This window comes from Francisella sp. 19S2-4 (assembly GCF_036281795.1).
Classification (GTDB): domain Bacteria; phylum Pseudomonadota; class Gammaproteobacteria; order Francisellales; family Francisellaceae; genus Francisella.
Genome location: NZ_JAWUZH010000025.1, coordinates 1 through 15751, shown reverse-complemented (window position 1 = coordinate 15751; position 15751 = coordinate 1). Strand labels below are relative to the sequence as shown.

Below are 15751 nucleotides of genomic sequence, written 5' to 3'. Positions count from 1 at the left end.
GTTGTGGACTTAAATATAAAATCTTTAGCTGGTGCAGAGGCTGGTGTAGTAGATGTTGCAGAAGGTGTTTTTGCAACAGACTATAATGAAGCTCTAATTCACCAGGTTGTTGTTGCTTATATGGCAGGTGCTCGTCAAGGTACAAAAGCTCAAAAAACTAGATCTGAAGTTTCTGGTGGCGGAGCTAAACCTTGGAGACAAAAAGGTACAGGTAGAGCAAGAGCGGGTACTATCCGTTCACCTATTTTTAGAAAGGGTGGTGTTACATTTGCTGCTAAGCCTAAGAGTTATAAGCAAAAAGTTAATCGTAAAATGTACTCAAGTGCTATAAAGTCAATTTTATCAGAGTTGGTTAGATCTGAGAGAATGAGCATAGTTGAAGAGTTAAGATTGGAAACTCCAAAAACAAAAGAATTTAAATCAATTGTTGATGCTTTAAGTGTTAAAGATGTTCTTTTTGTTGTTGGTACAGAAGAGTTTAGTGAGAATTTATACTTATCTTCTAGAAACCTTAAAAATGTAGCAGTATGTGATTCTGTGGAAATTAATCCGGTTTCTTTAGTATGCTTTGAGAACGTTGTTTTCACTAAAAAAGCTATAAAAGAAGTAGAGGAGAAGCTAGTATGATTTCTCAAGAAAAATTATTAAAAACTGTTTTAAGACCTCATGTTTCTGATAAAACTTATGGTCTTTCAGATACGAATTCAACTATAGTGTTCGAAGTGGCTAGATTTGCAACTAAGCAAGATGTTAAGAGCGCGGTTGAGAAGTTATTTGAAGTTAAGGTTGAATCAGTAAATATCCTTAATGTTAAAGGTAAAGCGCGTAGATTTGGTCGTGTTGAAGGTAGAACAAAGGCTTGGAAAAAAGCTTATGTGAAACTTGCTGAAGGACATGATATCAATTTTGTTGGTGCAGAGTAATTATAAAGAAGGTTTATAATCATGATTGAAATAAAAAAAGCTAAACCTACTTCACCTGGCCGTCGCCACGTAGTGAGCGTAAAAAATACAGAATTACATACAGGTAAGCCATTTAAAGGTTTAGTAGAAGCTAAAAGTAAAAAGGCTGGTAGAAATAATACTGGTAGAATTACAGTTCGTCATCAAGGTGGCGGGCATAAGCAACACTATCGTATAGTTGATTTCAAGAGAAATAAAGATGATATCACTGCTAGGGTTGAGAGAATCGAGTACGATCCTAACCGTAGTGCAAATATTGCTTTAGTTTTATATGCAGATGGTGAAAGAAGATATATCATCGCTCCTAAAGGACTAAAGAAAGATATGTCTGTAGTTTCTGGAGAAAGAGTTGATGTTGCTGTTGGTAACTGTATGCCACTTAGAAATATTCCTCTAGGTACAGTTATTCATAACATCGAGATGAAGCCTAAAAAAGGTGCGCAAATGATTAGAAGTGCTGGAACTTTTGCTCAGTTGGTTGGTAAGGATAATTCTTACGCAATTATTCGTCTAAGATCAGGTGAAATGAGAAGAGTGCTTTTAGATTGTAGAGCGGTTATTGGTGTTGTATCTAATTCTGAGCACAACTTAAAATCTTTAGGTAAGGCTGGTGCTAAGCGTTGGAGAGGCGTAAGACCTACTGTTAGAGGTGTTGCGATGAACCCGGTAGATCACCCACATGGTGGTGGTGAAGGTAAAACTTCAGGCGGTAGACATCCTGTGTCACCTTGGGGTATGCCAACTAAAGGTTATAAGACGCGTAAAAACAAGCGTTCTAATAAGTTGATTGTTCAAAAACGTAAGTAATTAGGGAGAAGGTTGTGCCTCGTTCATTAAAAAAAGGACCTTTTGTAGATCATCATCTTTTAAAGAAGGTTTTTGAAGCGCAAGAAAGTAATTCTAAAAAGCCAATCAAAACATGGTCAAGAAGATCATTGATTGTGCCAGATATGATAGGTTTAACTATAGCTGTACATAATGGTCAGCAGCACGTGCCTGTTCTTATGACTGAAGAAATGGTTGGTCATAAGTTAGGAGAGTTTGCTATAACTCGTAACTATCGTGGTCATGCAGCTGACAAAAAAGCTAAGAAGAAATAGTTGGGGTTATATACATGGAAGTACAAGCTAAATTAAAATTTGCAAGAATCTCAGCTCAAAAGTGTAGATTAGTTGCTGATCAAATCAGGGGTTTACCTGTAGAAAAAGCTATTAATCTTTTGACTTTTAGCAATAAGAAAGCAGCAGTGTTAATAAAAGACGTTTTAAACTCTGCTGTTGCAAATGCTGAGCATAATGATGGTATGGATGTTGATTCTTTATTTGTTTCAACAGTATTTGTTGATGAAGGTCCTACTATGAAGCGTTTTGAAGCTAGAGCAAAAGGTCGTGGTAATCGTATTTTAAAAAGAACTTCACATATCACTGTGAAAGTTGCTGAGAAAAATTAAGAGGTGTAGTAAAAATGGGTCAAAAAGTAAATCCTAATGGAATTCGATTAGGCATAATTAGAGAGCATAATTCAACTTGGTATGCTGACTCTTCTGACTACGCTACTAAGCTTAATGAAGATATTAAGGTTAGAGAGTTTTTACATAAAAAACTTGCTTCAGCAGCAGTTAGTAAGATTCAAATTGAGAGACCTGCTCAAAATGCTAAGATTACAATTCATACAGCAAGGCCTGGTATTGTAATTGGTAAGAAGGGTGAAGATGTTGAAAAACTTCGTGCTGAAGTAAATAAGATTATGGGTGTTCCTGTTCAGATCAACATCGAAGAAGTTCGTAAACCTGAAATAGATGCTAAATTAGTAGCTGATAGTGTTGCTCAACAATTAGAAAAAAGAGTAATGTTCAGAAGAGCTATGAAAAAAGCTATGCAAGCAGCTATGAAATCTGGTGCTAAAGGTATCAAGATTATGGTTAGTGGCCGTTTAGGTGGTGCTGAGATTGCTCGTTCTGAGTGGGCTAGAGATGGTAGAGTTCCTCTACAAACATTTAGAGCGGATGTGGATTATTCTACAGCAAAAGCTTTAACAACATACGGTATTATCGGTGTTAAAGTTTGGATCTATAAGGGTGAGATCCTTCCTGGTCAAATGAATCAGAAAAATAATAAAAAAGGAGCTAGATAATGCTACAGCCTAAGCGTACAAAGTTTCGTAAACAGCAAAAGATGCGTAATAGAGGCTTGGCTCACAGAGGTAATAAAGTAAGCTTTGGTGAGTTTGGTCTTCAAGCAACATCTAGAGGTAGAGTTACTGCTAGACAGATAGAAGCAGGAAGAAGAGCTATTAGTCGTCATATTAAGCGTGGTGGTAAGATTTGGATAAGAATTTTTCCAGACAAGCCTATTACAGAGAAGCCTCTTGAAGTTCGTATGGGTAAAGGTAAGGGTTCAGTTGAATATTGGGTTGCTCAAATTCAGCCAGGACGTGTACTATATGAAATAACTGGTGTTAAAGAAGAACTAGCGCGTGAAGCTTTTGCAAGAGCAGCAGCTAAAATGCCAGTGCAGACAACTTTTGTTGAAAAGCAGGTGATGTAATGAAAAGAAATGATACTTTAAAAGATTATAGAGGTAAAAGTATTGACCAATTGCAAGAAGCGAAAATTGAGTTATTGCAACAATTATTTTCTCTTCGTATGCAAAAGGGTACGGGGCAATTAAAGAAAAATCACTTATTTAAAAGTGCAAAAAGAGATATTGCTCGTATAAATACAATAATATCAGAAAAGAATAAATAGGTGCCGTAAGATATGAGCGATAAGATTAGATTGTTAGAAGGTAAAGTTTCTAGCGTTGCTATGGATAAAACTGTAGTAGTAAGAGCTGAAAGATACGTTAAGCACCCTTTGTATGGTAAGTTTGTTAAAAAAACTACTAAATATTATGTTCATGATGAAAAGAATGAGTGTAAAGAAGGTGACGTGATTAAGTTCAGAGAAGCTAAGCCATATTCAAAAACTAAGAAGTGGTGTTTAGTAGATATTATCCATAGAGAAAAATAATAAATTTGATTTTATTTTTGTTTATTGGTATATTTATCGGACTGCAAAAAATACTCAGCAGTCTTATATAATAATAAATAAGGGTTATTTGTATGATTCAAATGCAAACAGAACTCCAAGTTGCTGATAATAGTGGCGCTAAGAGAGTTGAGTGTATAAAGGTTTTGGGTGGCTCTCATCGCAGATATGCATCTATTGGTGATGTGATTAAAGTAACTGTGAAAGAAGCTGCGCCAAGAGGTAAAGCTAAAAAAGGATCTGTATATAATGCTGTAGTTGTGAGAACAGCTAAAGGTGTGCGCAGAAGAGATGGTTCTAAAGTTTGTTTTGACGGCAATGCTGCCGTGCTTCTAAATGCTAACGGACAACCAATAGGAACTCGTATCTTTGGCCCTGTAACAAGGGAGCTTCGTACTGAGAAGTTTATGAAGATCGTATCTTTAGCACCAGAAGTATTATAGTTATTTATTGAGGTGTAAGTAATGAATAGATTAAAAAAAGGTGATGATGTAATTGTTATCGCTGGTAAAGACAAAGGTCGCAGAGGCGTTGTTAAGTCATTCGCTAAAGGTGGTTCTTTGGTTTTAGTGGAAGGTGTTAATGTTGTTAAGAAACACATTAAGCCTAATCCAAATAGAGGTGTTGAAGGTGGGGTTGTTGAAAAAGAGCTTCCTGTAGATGCATCTAACGTTGCTATCTTTAACCCAGCTACTGAGAAAGCTGATAGAGTGGGTTATAAGTTTGTTGATGAGAAAAAGGTTCGCTACTTTAAATCTAATGGCGAGCTTGTAGACTTATAGGACTAAGTTTTATGGCAAGATTAAAAGATCATTATCAAAAAGAGCTTGTTGCTAAGTTAAAGGATGAGCTTAAGATAGATAATATAATGGAAGTGCCTTCTATTGAGAAAATTACTCTTAATATGGGTGTGGGTGATGCTGCAAAAGATAAGAAAATTATGACTTTTGCGTTAAATGATTTGACTGCTATTGCTGGTCAAAAGCCTGTTGTTACTGTGTCTAAAAAGTCAATTGCTGGTTTTAAAATCCGTGATGGATGGCCAATCGGTTGTAAAGTTACTTTACGTGGTGAGCGTATGTACGAATTTTTAGATAGACTTATAACAATTGCTATTCCTAGAATTAGAGATTTTAGGGGTTTAAGTGCTAAGTCTTTTGATGGTAGAGGAAACTACAGCTTAGGTATGAGAGAGCAAATCTCTTTTCCTGAGATTGATTACGATAAAGTTGACTCAATCAGAGGTTTAGATATTTCGATAACTACTACAGCTAAAAATGATGACCAAGGAAGAGCTTTGCTTAAAGCATTTGGTTTTCCTTTTAAGTCTTAATTTAAATTGGGGTTTTAAATGGCAAAAAAATCAATGATTCAGAGAGAATTAAAGAGAGAAAAGCTAGTAGCTAAATATGCTCAAAAAAGAGCTGAGCTTAAAGCTACTATTCTTGATATAAATTCTACTGAAGAACAAGTATGGGAAGCTCAAATTAAACTGCAAAAACTACCAGTTAACTCTTCAGCTTCTAGAGTGCAAAGAAGATGTAAAGTTACAGGTAGACCACATGCTGTATACAGAAAATTTGGCTTATGTCGTAATAAGCTTAGAGAGTATGCAATGGCAGGAGATGTTCCTGGTTTGAAGAAAGCTAGTTGGTAATAAGGAATTTTAAGTTATGAGTATGCAAGATCCAATCGCGGATATGTTTACAAGAATCAGAAATGGACTTTCTTCAGATAAAGAAACTGTTTCTGTACCATTTTCAAAAATAAAAATGGAAATCGCAAACTTCTTAGTTAAAGAAGGTTACATTAAAGGTTGTGCTAAAGGTACGACTGTGGCTGGTCATCCTTCTATAGAAATTGAGCTTAAGTATCATGCTGGCGCTCCTGCGATCGAAATGATCAAAAGAGTTTCTAGACCAAGTTTGAGAATATATAAGTCACATGAAGAATTACCTAAAGTATATGGTGGTTTTGGTGTTGCTATTATTTCTACTTCTAAAGGTTTAGTAAGTGATAGAAAAGCAAGAGCTCTTGGTGTTGGTGGCGAAGTAATTGGCTACGTAGCTTAAGTTAGCAAGGAGATTTGATATGTCAAGAATAGGTAAAAAACCTGTTGCTATCCCGAGTGGTGTTACAATCAATGTTGCTGCTGGTAATCATGTAGAAGTTAAAGGAGCTAAAGCTACTTTAAATAAAACTTTTTCTACAGATGTAACTTTTAATGTTGCAGATAATGAAGCAACTGTTACACCTAATAATAATAGCAAAAATGCAGTTGCTCAATCTGGTACTGCTAGAGCAATCCTAAACAATATGGTTGAGGGTGTAAGCAAAGGTTTTGAAAGAAAATTAAAAATTATAGGTGTAGGTTACCGTGCTAAGGCTCAAGGTAGTGAATTAAATCTTACATTAGGTTTTTCTCACCCTGTTGTATATGCTTTACCACAAGGCGTAACTGCAGAGACTCCAGCTCCTACAGAAATCATTCTTAAAAGTGCTGATAAAGAGCTTTTAGGTAAAGTAGCAGCTGAAATTAGAGACTATAGAAAACCTGAGCCTTATAAAGGTAAAGGTGTTCGTTATGAAGACGAATATGTAGCTAAGAAAGAAGCTAAGAAGAAGTAGTTAGTAAAGGATAGTATTATTATGGATAAAAAAACTGCTCGTTTAAATCGTAGTAAGCGTACTAGAATTAAACTAAGAGAATTAGGGCATACTAGACTTTGTGTTTATAGAACACCTAAGCACGTATATGCTCAAGTAATTTCTGGTGATGGTTCTACTGTACTAGCTTCTGCGTCTACTGTAGAGAAAGATGTTAAAGCAAAATGCAAATATACTGGTAACGTTGAGTCTGCTGCAATTGTTGGTGAAGTTATCGCTAATAGATGTAAAGACAAAGGTATCGAGCAAGTTGCTTTTGATAGATCTGGATATAAGTATCATGGACGTGTTAAAGCTTTAGCAGAAGCTGCTAGAGAGCATGGTCTACAGTTTTAATAAATAAAATATGGATGATTATTCATTATGTCTAATGAAGTAAAAAAGAACGAAGAGCTGATTGAAAAGTTAGTTAGTGTTAAAAGACACTCTAAGACAGTTAAAGGTGGTAGAATCATGAGCTTTGCTGCTCTAACTGTAGTAGGTGACGGTAAAGGTAGAATTGGTGTAGGTAGAGGCAAATCAAGAGAAGTGCCTGTTGCTATCCAAAAAGCTATGGAAAACGCTAAGAAAAACATGGTATCAGTAAATTTGAATAACGATACGTTATGGTATGCTACTATGTCTAACCATGGTGCTTCAAAAGTGTTTATGCAGCCTGCATCTGCTGGTACTGGTATTATTGCTGGTGGTGCTATGCGTTCTGTGTTTGAGGCTGTTGGTGTGCATAACGTTTTAGCAAAAACATATGGCTCAACAAATCCTGTGAACGTTGTTAGAGCAACAATCTCAGGCTTAGCTAAAATTAAATCACCAGAAGAGATCGCTGATAAAAGAGGTCTATCTGTTGAAGAGATTCAGGGGTAATTAAAAATGACTACAGCTAAAACATTTAAAGTTACTTTAGTAAAAAGCCTGATAGGTCGTAAACAAAACCATATAGCTTCTGCTAGAGGTTTAGGCCTAAGAAAAATCAACCACACTGTTGAAGTATTAGATACTCCAGAAAATCGTGGTATGGCTAATAAAATATATTATATGGTTAAGATAGAGGGGTAGTATCAAATGAAATTAAATACAATTGCTCCTGCTGCTGGCTCAAAAAGCGCTCCAAAAAGGCTTGGTCGTGGTATAGGAAGTGGTTTAGGTAAAACTTCTGGTAAGGGTCACAAAGGTCAAAAAGCACGTTCAGGTGGTTACCATAAGGTAGGTTTTGAAGGTGGACAAATGCCTTTACAAAGAAGACTACCAAAGTTTGGTTTCACTTCTGCGTCTAAGAGATTTGTTGCTGAAATCAGACTTCATGAGTTAAATCTTGTGGCGGCTGAAGAAGTAACTATAGATACTTTAAAAGATCTTGGTCTTATTAGAAAAGATATTAAAACAGTTAAAGTAATAGCTTCTGGAGAAATCCAAAAAGCTGTTAACCTAAAAGGTGTAGCTTGCACAAAAGGTGCAAAAGAAGCTATCGAGAAAGCTGGTGGTAAAGTAGAGTAAGATTAAAGATATGTCAAAGTTTAATGGTGCTTCTGGTACAACAGGTGAATTAAAATCAAGACTAATTTTTGTAGTTATTGCTATATTAGTATTTAGATTGGGTGTATATATTCCTATACCTAGTATTGATCCTACAAAATTGGTTCAGATTATTTCAAATCAACACTCATCAACAAATGGTTTGATGAGTATGTTTAATATGTTCTCTGGTGGCGCTCTTACTCAAATGAGTATCTTTGCTTTGGGTGTGATGCCTTATATTTCTGCATCTATTATCTTCCAAATGTTGTCAGCGGTATATCCAAAATTTATAGAGCTGAAGAAAGAAGGTGAGTCAGGTCAGAAAAAAATCACTCAGTATACAAGATATTTGACTCTTGCTTTAGCTGTAGTGCAATCATTTGGTATTGTTGCATTTGTATTACATCAAGATGGTTTAGTAACTACAAGTAATATGCCGTTATTTTATTTAACGACTATTGTTTCAGTTACAACAGGTAGTATGTTTTTGATGTGGTTAGGTGAGCAGATTACTGAAAGAGGTGTGGGAAATGGTATTTCACTACTAATTTTTTCTGGTATTATTGCAAATCTTCCATTTGAAATATCAAATACATTATCTCAGGCAAATCAGCATGTAATATCATATTTATCTGTTTGGGTACTTTTAATACTTCTTTTGTTAGTAATAGCGTTTGTGGTATTTATGGAAAGTGCTCAAAGAAAAATTACTGTAAATTATGCAAAAAGACAACAGGGCAGAAAAATGTTTGCTGCTCAAACAAGTCATTTGCCATTGAAGCTAAATATGGCTGGTGTTATTCCAGCAATTTTTGCTTCATCTATACTAATGGTACCAGGTGTATTGATCGGTTGGCTATCTAACTATAATTCATTAAGTTGGTTAGCAGATGTGGCTGAGATGCTACAACCAGGTAGTATAGTTTATACAGTAGTATTTGCTGTGACTATTATATTTTTCTGTTTCTTTTATACTTCTTTGGTATTTAATCCAAAAGAAACAGCAGATAACTTAAAAAAATCTGGAGCTTATATTTCAGGTGTAAGACCTGGTGAGCAGACAGCTAAGTATATAGATGCGGTTATGACAAGATTAACTTTAGTTGGTTCATTATATATTACAGCTATATGTTTATTACCAATATTTGTAGTGAAATTCTTTGCACAAGGTTTATCATTTACATTTGGTGGAACATCTTTACTAATTGTTGTAGTTGTAATGATGGACTTTATGGCTCAAGTTAGATCACATATGATGTCAACACAATATGATTCTTTACTGAAAAAAGCAAATCTTAGCGGTAAGAGAAAATAGAGAAATATTTTTTGGAGAAATATAATGAAAGTTAGAGCTTCAGTTAAAAAAATGTGTAGAAACTGTAAAGTTATCAAACGTAATAGAGTTGTTCGTGTGATATGTACAGACCCTAGACATAAGCAAAGACAAGGTTAATCGGTCAAGCAAAATTAAATAAAGCTTGATTATTTGTTTTTAAAAAGTTATCCTAGCAAGTTACTATTGCTGCGATAGCAAATAAATTAAGAATAATTATTTAGGAGTGAATTAGATGGCTCGTATAGCTGGTGTTAATATTCCTGTTCATAAACATACGGTAATAGGATTAACTTCGATTTATGGAATAGGTAAAACAAGAGCAGAACAAATCTGTGAATCTTGTAAACTAGATCCAACTGTTAAAATTAAAGAATTAACAGAAGAACAAGTTGAAGCCTTAAGAACAGAGGTTGCTAAGTTTACTGTAGAAGGTGACCTGCGTCGTGAAGTTTCTATGGACATAAAAAGACTTATGGACTTAGGTTGCTTCAGAGGTAGAAGACATCGTCGTAGCCTTCCTGTTAGAGGGCAAAGAACGAAGACTAATGCTCGTACTCGTAAGGGTCCAAGAAAGCCAATTAAGGCGTAATACAATTATAACTATAAAGATTAAAGGGTAGATTATATGGCTAAGTCTGTTAGATCATCAAAGAAAAAAGTAAAAAGAGTAGTTACTGATGCAGTTGCTCATATTTACTCATCTTTTAATAACACTATAGTAACTATCACAGATAGACAAGGTAATGCTTTATCTTGGGCTACTTCTGGTGGTAGTGGCTTTAGAGGTTCAAGAAAAAGTACACCTTTTGCTGCTCAAGTTGCAGCGGAAAGAGCAGCTGATATGGCTCTAGAATATGGTGTTAAAAATGTAGATGTTTTAGTAAAAGGGCCAGGTTCAGGTAGAGATTCAGCTGTTAGAGCTTTAAATGCTAAGAACCTAAAAGTATCAAGTATAACAGATGTGACTCCATTACCTCATAATGGATGTCGTCCTCCTAAGAAACGTCGTGTTTAATATTTTAAAGGGAAATAAATAATGGCTAGATATCTAGGACCAAAGTGTAAGCTTTCTAGAAGAGAAGGTACGGACTTATTTTTAAAAAGTGGTGTAAAAGCTAACGACGAAAAATGCAAAATGAATACTGCACCAGGTCAACATGGAGCAAGAAGAGCGCGCCTTTCTGACTATGGTTTACAGTTAAGAGAAAAGCAAAAAGTACGTCGTATGTATGGTATTTTAGAAGGTCAATTCAAAAAATACTATATGGAAGCTAATAGAAGAAAAGGTAACACAGGTGCTACTTTATTAGAACTATTAGAATCAAGATTAGACAACGTTGTTTATAGAATGGGCTTTGCTGCTACACGTGCAGAAGCTAGACAACTTGTTGTTCATAAAGGTATAGTTCTTAATGGACATACTTGTAACGTACCATCTGCTCAAGTTAAAGCTGGTGATATAGTTGCAGTAAGAGAGAAAGCTAAAAAACAATTAAGAATTCAAAATGCTGTTGAGCTTGCTAAAGGTAGAAAAGAACTTTCTTGGATCGATGTAAATTCAGATTCTTTAGAAGGTACTATGAAGGCTTCTCCAGACAGATCTGAGTTATCATCAGACATAAATGAACAATTAATCATCGAGCTTTACTCTAAGTAATAATATTTTTATTATTATCTTTAGTGGCTCTTTATAGCCTTTATTTCAAGGAGATTTTTTAGTGAGTAATAATAATTCAAACCAAGAATTTTTACCTAATATACAGCTTAAAGAAGATTTAGGTGCTTTAGGATATAAAGTACAGCTTTCTCCTGTAGAAAAAGGTATGGCTCATATCCTTGGCAACTCTATTAGAAGGGTTTTATTATCTTCTCTTCCTGGTGCATCTATCATAAAAGTAAATATCAAAGATGTTTTACATGAGTATTCTGCTTTAGAAGATGTCAAAGAAGATGTTGTTGAAATTGTTTCTAATTTAAAAAAGATAGCAATTAAACTTGACAAAGGCATTGATAACGTTGAATTAGAGTTAACTGTAAATAAAACAGGTGTTGTTACAGCAGGTGACTTTAAGACAACTCAAGGCGTAGAGATTATAAATATAGATCAACCTATAGCTACTTTAACTAATCAAAGAGAGTTTAGTCTAGTTGCAACGGTTATTCTTGGTAGAAATGTAGGGATACTTTCTGCTGAACCAATAGAACTAGAGAGAGTTGGTGATATAGCTGTAGATGCGGATTTTAATCCAATAAAAAGAGTTGCTTTTGAAGTAATTGATAACGGTGATAGTGATATTCTAGAAGTATTCTTGAAAACAAATGGTACTGTAGAACCACTAGCAGCTGTTACAAAAGCTTTAGAATATTTTTGTGAGCAAATGTCAGTTTTTGTATCTCTTAGAGTACCTAGCAATGGTAAAACTGGAGATGCTTTGTTAGATTCAAATATTGATCCAATACTTCTTAAACCAATTGATGATTTAGAGCTTACAGTGAGATCATCTAACTGTTTAAGAGCTGAGAACATCAAGTATCTTGGTGATCTTGTTCAATATAGTGAATCTAAACTTATGAAGATACCTAATTTAGGTAAAAAATCTCTAAATGAGATTAAACAAATATTGATAGATAACAACTTATCTCTAGGTGTTCAGATTGATAACTTTAGAGAACTAGTTGAAGGAAAATAAATTAATATATAGTAATCATATAATATTAACTATAAAGGAGTAATTACTATGAGACATCATAAGCAAGGTAGAAAATTCGGTAGAACTAGTAGTCATAGAAAAGCTATGTTTAAAAACATGTCAGCTTCTTTGATTAATCATGAACTTATCAAAACTACTTTACCAAAAGCTAAAGAATTAAGAACTATCGTTGAGCCTTTAGTTACTTTAGCAAAAAGAGAATATAAATTAAGAAATGAATTAGATGTTAATTCTAATGAGTTCAAAGCACAATCAGTTGCTTTAAGAAGACAAGCTTTTGATTTCTTAAGAAACAAAGCAGCTGTAACTAAACTTTTCGAAGAGTTTGGTGCTCGTTATGCAGAAAGAGCTGGTGGTTACACTAGAATCCTTAAGTGTGGTTACAGATTTGGTGATAAAGCGCCTATGGCTTTCATTGAATTAGTAGACAGACCTGAAGTAGAAGAAGCTGCTGACGAAGAATAATTTCTTTTTTATCTTAAAATTTCTCAAAAAAATATCTAAATTTTTATTCTCATAATTTTAAATATATTTGTTAAAATTACTTTATAAATATTTTTATTATTTAGTTCATTTATATGGCTCAGAAACTTTACCAATGTGTAATTATCATATTGGTTATTATTAATTCTATAACCTTAATAGCACAAGTGGATTATGGAGATGTTGATTACCTTAACTATATTAATATTACTTTCTCAGCGATCTTTTCTATCGAGTATATTATTCGACTAGTTATATCTCCTAGAAAGCTCGTGTTTATTTTTAAATTTTATAATGTCATAGATTTTATAGCTATCTTCTTACCGTTGATACTTGCTCTTTTTGGTGTAAATTCTCATGAGTTAATAGTGCTTAGATTGTTACGTGTATTTAAAATATTTCAAAATTCAGCAATTATGAATAGATTGATCAATGTATTCAAAAAAATCTATCTTGAGCTGTTAGTATCATACTGTTTGATCTTTGTAATATTAATAATCTCATGTGTAATGATGTTTTACGCAGAGCATAATGCACAACCGCAAGTATTTTCAACTATATCAAAAACATTGTGGTGGGGAGTTACAACTTTAACCACTGTTGGATATGGAGATATGTATCCAGTAACTCTAGTGGGTAGACTCATTGCAGCAGCACTTTCGATGCTTGGTATAGGAGTTTTTGCTATTCCTAGTGGTTTAATAGGTGGGGCATTTATCGAAGAAATGCGACAAGAACGAGAGGAAGCTGCTAAGAAAAAACGCAAAATTGCTGAAGATTCTTTGTCAGATTAGCTTTTAAAAGTGTAATTAGTATAAAAATTTCTTGAAAAAATAATAATAACTCTCATATATAGACTGTCATAGATTTTATTTAAAAATAAGTATAACAAAAGAGGGTTATATAAAATGTCAGAAAAAAAATATACTTTTGAAACTGAGGTAGATAAATTACTTCACCTTGTAATTCATTCGTTATATTCGAATCGTGAAATCTTCTTAAGAGAACTTGTATCAAACAGTTCTGATGCAATTGAGAAGCTAAGATATGAAAGTATCTCAAATGCAGAATTAAGCGAAGGTGACACTGATTTTGCAATAAAAGTAGATTTCGATAAAGATGCTAAGACTATTACAGTTAGTGATAATGGTATTGGTATGACAGAGGAAGAGGTTATTGAGAACCTTGGAACTATTGCAAAATCTGGTACTAAAAAGTTTTTAGAAAGCTTAACTGGTGATAAGAGTAAAGATAATGATCTAATTGGTCAATTTGGTGTTGGTTTTTATTCATCATTTATCGTTGCTGATAAAGTTACAGTTAGAACTAGAAAAGCAGGTCAAGATAAAGCTCAGGCAACTAAATGGATTTCTGATGCACAAAATGGTTTTACAGTAGAAACTATCACTAAAGAAAAGCGTGGTACAGAGATAACTCTTCATATCAAAGAAGATCAGCTAGATTTATTGGACTATCACTTACTAAAAGGTTTAGTTAATAAGTATTCTGATTGTATTAATACTCCAATTCAAATGAAAAAAGTTGAGCATGATAAAGATGGTAAAGAAACTATCAAAGATGAGTATGAAACAGTAAACAATACTAAAGCTATTTGGTTAAAATCAAAAGATGAAGTAACTGATGAAGAGTATCAAGAATTTTATAAGTATATATCTCATGATTTTGCAAATGCTTCAATGTGGATACATAACAAAGTAGAAGGTAATCTTGAGTATAATAGCTTACTATATATTCCAGAGAATAAGCCTTTTGACTTCTGGAATAGAGATAAAGATTATGGTTTATCTCTATATGTACGTAGAGTATTTATTATGGAGAATAAGGAATTATTACCTCCATATTTAAGATTTGTTAAGGGTGTAATTGACTCTGCTGATTTACCACTAAACGTATCACGTGAAATATTACAGCATAACAAAGTTATTGATAAAATCAGAAAAGCTACAACTTCTAAGATTCTTAGTGAACTTAAAAAGCTTGCAACTAAAGATACAGAAAAATATCAAAAATTCTGGGATAACTTTGGTCAAGTGCTTAAAGAAGGTGTATCTGATGATTACTCAAATAAAGAGAAGATTGCTGGTCTAATGAGATTTGCAACTACTGAAAGTGGTGACTCTAAGCAGACAGTTTCATTAGCTGACTATATCTCTCGTATGAAAGAAGGTCAAGATACTATCTACTATATTACATCTGATAGTTATAAAGCTGCTGTGAATAACCCTCAACTTGAAGCATTCAAGAAGAAAGGTATCGAAGTAATTCTGATGTCAGATCGTATTGATGAGTGGATGATGTCTACATTGACTGAGTTTGATGGTAAGCATATGAAATCTATTATCAAAGGTGATATCGATCTTGATAAATTTGAAACTAAAGAAAACAAAGAGAAATTTGAAAAAGAAGCTAAAGATTTCAAAAAAATCTTAGAAGAAGTAAAAGAAACTCTAAAAGATAAAGTTGAAGATGTGCGTTTATCTAAGCGTCTAACAGATTCTCCAAGCTGTGTAGTTGTAAATGACTATGGTATGAGCCTACATATGCAAAAGATGATGGAAGAAGCTGGCCAATCATTTATGCCTGGTATGGGTATGAAGCCTATCCTAGAGCTTAATGCTGAACATCATTTAGTACAAAAGTTAAAAGATGAAGCTGATACAGAAGTGTTTGGAGATATTTCTGAGCTACTTCTTATGCAAGCAATGTTTGTTGAAGGCGCCAAAATAGAAGATCCTATGTCTTTTGTTAAGCTTGTAAATAAATATATCAGATAGTTTTCTCTAAATATTTTTCTTTTTAAATTTATAACTTAATTTCTATTATTTTAACTTATACCTTATGCTTATAAGTATAAGATATTTATATTGAGATATTATGGAAAATAAATTCGATTTTTGTTTGGATGATTTGCCCAAAATTTGTTTGAGTGATATAGAGATAAAGAGTTTTATATTATAAAGACTGTTGAATTAATATCCCAAATTGTTAGATATATTTTGTAAAATACAGATGTTACAGATATTAGTAT

At 33.7% G+C, this 15751-nt stretch carries 28 protein-coding genes; all 28 read left to right on the top strand.

The annotated features are described in order from the left end of the window. Window positions 1-3 precede the first annotated feature (3 nt). Entirely contained in the window at window positions 4-627 is a 624-nt protein-coding gene (rplD, locus tag R8535_RS06720; protein WP_329497723.1) for a 50S ribosomal protein L4, read from the top strand. Next, the gene (gene rplW / locus R8535_RS06715; protein WP_329497721.1) at window positions 624-923 is read left to right on the top strand and encodes a 50S ribosomal protein L23; all 300 of its coding nucleotides are present in this window, start codon (window positions 624-626) and stop codon (window positions 921-923) included. The genes rplD and rplW overlap by 4 nt, the downstream gene beginning before the upstream one ends. A gap of 21 nt (window positions 924-944) precedes the next feature. Next, complete coding sequence (rplB, locus tag R8535_RS06710; protein ID WP_329497719.1) at window positions 945-1769, top strand: 50S ribosomal protein L2; 825 nt, start codon at window positions 945-947, stop codon at window positions 1767-1769. Window positions 1770-1783: 14 nt separating this feature from the next. Beyond that, window positions 1784-2062: a 30S ribosomal protein S19 gene (gene rpsS / locus R8535_RS06705; protein ID WP_329497717.1), complete on the top strand. Its 279-nt coding sequence runs from the start codon at window positions 1784-1786 to the stop codon at window positions 2060-2062. Window positions 2063-2076: 14 nt separating this feature from the next. Further along, window positions 2077-2412: a 50S ribosomal protein L22 gene (gene rplV, locus R8535_RS06700; RefSeq protein ID WP_072711268.1), complete on the top strand. Its 336-nt coding sequence runs from the start codon at window positions 2077-2079 to the stop codon at window positions 2410-2412. Window positions 2413-2426: 14 nt separating this feature from the next. After that, a complete protein-coding gene (gene rpsC, locus R8535_RS06695) occupies window positions 2427-3095 on the top strand; it encodes a 30S ribosomal protein S3 (protein ID WP_329497716.1) in 669 nt (222 codons plus the stop codon). Beyond that, complete coding sequence (gene rplP, locus R8535_RS06690; RefSeq protein ID WP_329497715.1) at window positions 3095-3508, top strand: 50S ribosomal protein L16; 414 nt, start codon at window positions 3095-3097, stop codon at window positions 3506-3508. Before rpsC ends, rplP begins: the two co-directional genes overlap by 1 nt. Next, window positions 3508-3708: a 50S ribosomal protein L29 gene (gene rpmC, locus R8535_RS06685; RefSeq protein WP_072711271.1), complete on the top strand. Its 201-nt coding sequence runs from the start codon at window positions 3508-3510 to the stop codon at window positions 3706-3708. Before rplP ends, rpmC begins: the two co-directional genes overlap by 1 nt. Window positions 3709-3720: 12 nt before the next feature. Further along, window positions 3721-3972: a 30S ribosomal protein S17 gene (gene rpsQ / locus R8535_RS06680; RefSeq protein ID WP_329497713.1), complete on the top strand. Its 252-nt coding sequence runs from the start codon at window positions 3721-3723 to the stop codon at window positions 3970-3972. A 92-nt stretch (window positions 3973-4064) separates the two neighbouring features. Beyond that, window positions 4065-4433 (top strand): 50S ribosomal protein L14, encoded by a 369-nt coding sequence (gene rplN / locus R8535_RS06675; protein ID WP_329497711.1) that lies wholly within the window; start codon window positions 4065-4067, stop codon window positions 4431-4433. A 21-nt stretch (window positions 4434-4454) separates the two neighbouring features. Further along, window positions 4455-4772 (top strand): 50S ribosomal protein L24, encoded by a 318-nt coding sequence (gene rplX / locus R8535_RS06670; RefSeq protein ID WP_329497709.1) that lies wholly within the window; start codon window positions 4455-4457, stop codon window positions 4770-4772. An 11-nt stretch (window positions 4773-4783) separates the two neighbouring features. After that, window positions 4784-5323: a 50S ribosomal protein L5 gene (gene rplE / locus R8535_RS06665; RefSeq protein ID WP_329497707.1), complete on the top strand. Its 540-nt coding sequence runs from the start codon at window positions 4784-4786 to the stop codon at window positions 5321-5323. Between the two features lie 18 nt (window positions 5324-5341). Further along, window positions 5342-5647: a 30S ribosomal protein S14 gene (gene rpsN / locus R8535_RS06660; RefSeq protein WP_329497705.1), complete on the top strand. Its 306-nt coding sequence runs from the start codon at window positions 5342-5344 to the stop codon at window positions 5645-5647. Between the two features lie 16 nt (window positions 5648-5663). After that, complete coding sequence (rpsH, locus tag R8535_RS06655; protein WP_329497703.1) at window positions 5664-6062, top strand: 30S ribosomal protein S8; 399 nt, start codon at window positions 5664-5666, stop codon at window positions 6060-6062. 19 nt (window positions 6063-6081) lie between these two features. Further along, window positions 6082-6618: a 50S ribosomal protein L6 gene (gene rplF / locus R8535_RS06650; RefSeq protein WP_329497701.1), complete on the top strand. Its 537-nt coding sequence runs from the start codon at window positions 6082-6084 to the stop codon at window positions 6616-6618. A 21-nt stretch (window positions 6619-6639) separates the two neighbouring features. Then, on the top strand, window positions 6640-6993 hold the full coding sequence (gene rplR, locus R8535_RS06645; protein WP_192577187.1) for a 50S ribosomal protein L18: 354 nt from the start codon (window positions 6640-6642) through the stop codon (window positions 6991-6993). A 27-nt stretch (window positions 6994-7020) separates the two neighbouring features. Then, complete coding sequence (rpsE, locus tag R8535_RS06640; RefSeq protein ID WP_329497699.1) at window positions 7021-7521, top strand: 30S ribosomal protein S5; 501 nt, start codon at window positions 7021-7023, stop codon at window positions 7519-7521. A gap of 6 nt (window positions 7522-7527) precedes the next feature. Then, window positions 7528-7713, top strand: a complete 186-nt coding sequence (rpmD, locus tag R8535_RS06635; RefSeq protein ID WP_329497698.1) for a 50S ribosomal protein L30 — start codon at window positions 7528-7530, stop codon at window positions 7711-7713. A 6-nt stretch (window positions 7714-7719) separates the two neighbouring features. Next, the gene (rplO, locus tag R8535_RS06630) at window positions 7720-8151 is read left to right on the top strand and encodes a 50S ribosomal protein L15 (RefSeq protein WP_329497696.1); all 432 of its coding nucleotides are present in this window, start codon (window positions 7720-7722) and stop codon (window positions 8149-8151) included. A gap of 10 nt (window positions 8152-8161) precedes the next feature. Beyond that, complete coding sequence (gene secY, locus R8535_RS06625) at window positions 8162-9487, top strand: preprotein translocase subunit SecY (protein WP_329497694.1); 1326 nt, start codon at window positions 8162-8164, stop codon at window positions 9485-9487. A 24-nt stretch (window positions 9488-9511) separates the two neighbouring features. Beyond that, complete coding sequence (rpmJ, locus tag R8535_RS06620) at window positions 9512-9625, top strand: 50S ribosomal protein L36 (RefSeq protein WP_003017816.1); 114 nt, start codon at window positions 9512-9514, stop codon at window positions 9623-9625. 115 nt (window positions 9626-9740) lie between these two features. Further along, entirely contained in the window at window positions 9741-10097 is a 357-nt protein-coding gene (gene rpsM, locus R8535_RS06615) for a 30S ribosomal protein S13 (protein ID WP_329497692.1), read from the top strand. Window positions 10098-10133: 36 nt separating this feature from the next. After that, a complete protein-coding gene (gene rpsK, locus R8535_RS06610) occupies window positions 10134-10523 on the top strand; it encodes a 30S ribosomal protein S11 (protein ID WP_072711284.1) in 390 nt (129 codons plus the stop codon). A 21-nt stretch (window positions 10524-10544) separates the two neighbouring features. After that, complete coding sequence (gene rpsD, locus R8535_RS06605; protein ID WP_329497690.1) at window positions 10545-11165, top strand: 30S ribosomal protein S4; 621 nt, start codon at window positions 10545-10547, stop codon at window positions 11163-11165. A gap of 61 nt (window positions 11166-11226) precedes the next feature. Beyond that, a complete protein-coding gene (locus tag R8535_RS06600; RefSeq protein WP_329497687.1) occupies window positions 11227-12198 on the top strand; it encodes a DNA-directed RNA polymerase subunit alpha in 972 nt (323 codons plus the stop codon). A gap of 48 nt (window positions 12199-12246) precedes the next feature. After that, window positions 12247-12684 (top strand): 50S ribosomal protein L17, encoded by a 438-nt coding sequence (gene rplQ, locus R8535_RS06595; RefSeq protein ID WP_150466851.1) that lies wholly within the window; start codon window positions 12247-12249, stop codon window positions 12682-12684. A gap of 113 nt (window positions 12685-12797) precedes the next feature. Next, window positions 12798-13496, top strand: coding sequence for an ion transporter (locus tag R8535_RS06590; RefSeq protein ID WP_329497685.1), 699 nt, complete (start codon window positions 12798-12800; stop codon window positions 13494-13496). Between the two features lie 114 nt (window positions 13497-13610). Beyond that, window positions 13611-15497: a molecular chaperone HtpG gene (gene htpG / locus R8535_RS06585; RefSeq protein ID WP_329497683.1), complete on the top strand. Its 1887-nt coding sequence runs from the start codon at window positions 13611-13613 to the stop codon at window positions 15495-15497. Window positions 15498-15751 lie beyond the last annotated feature (254 nt).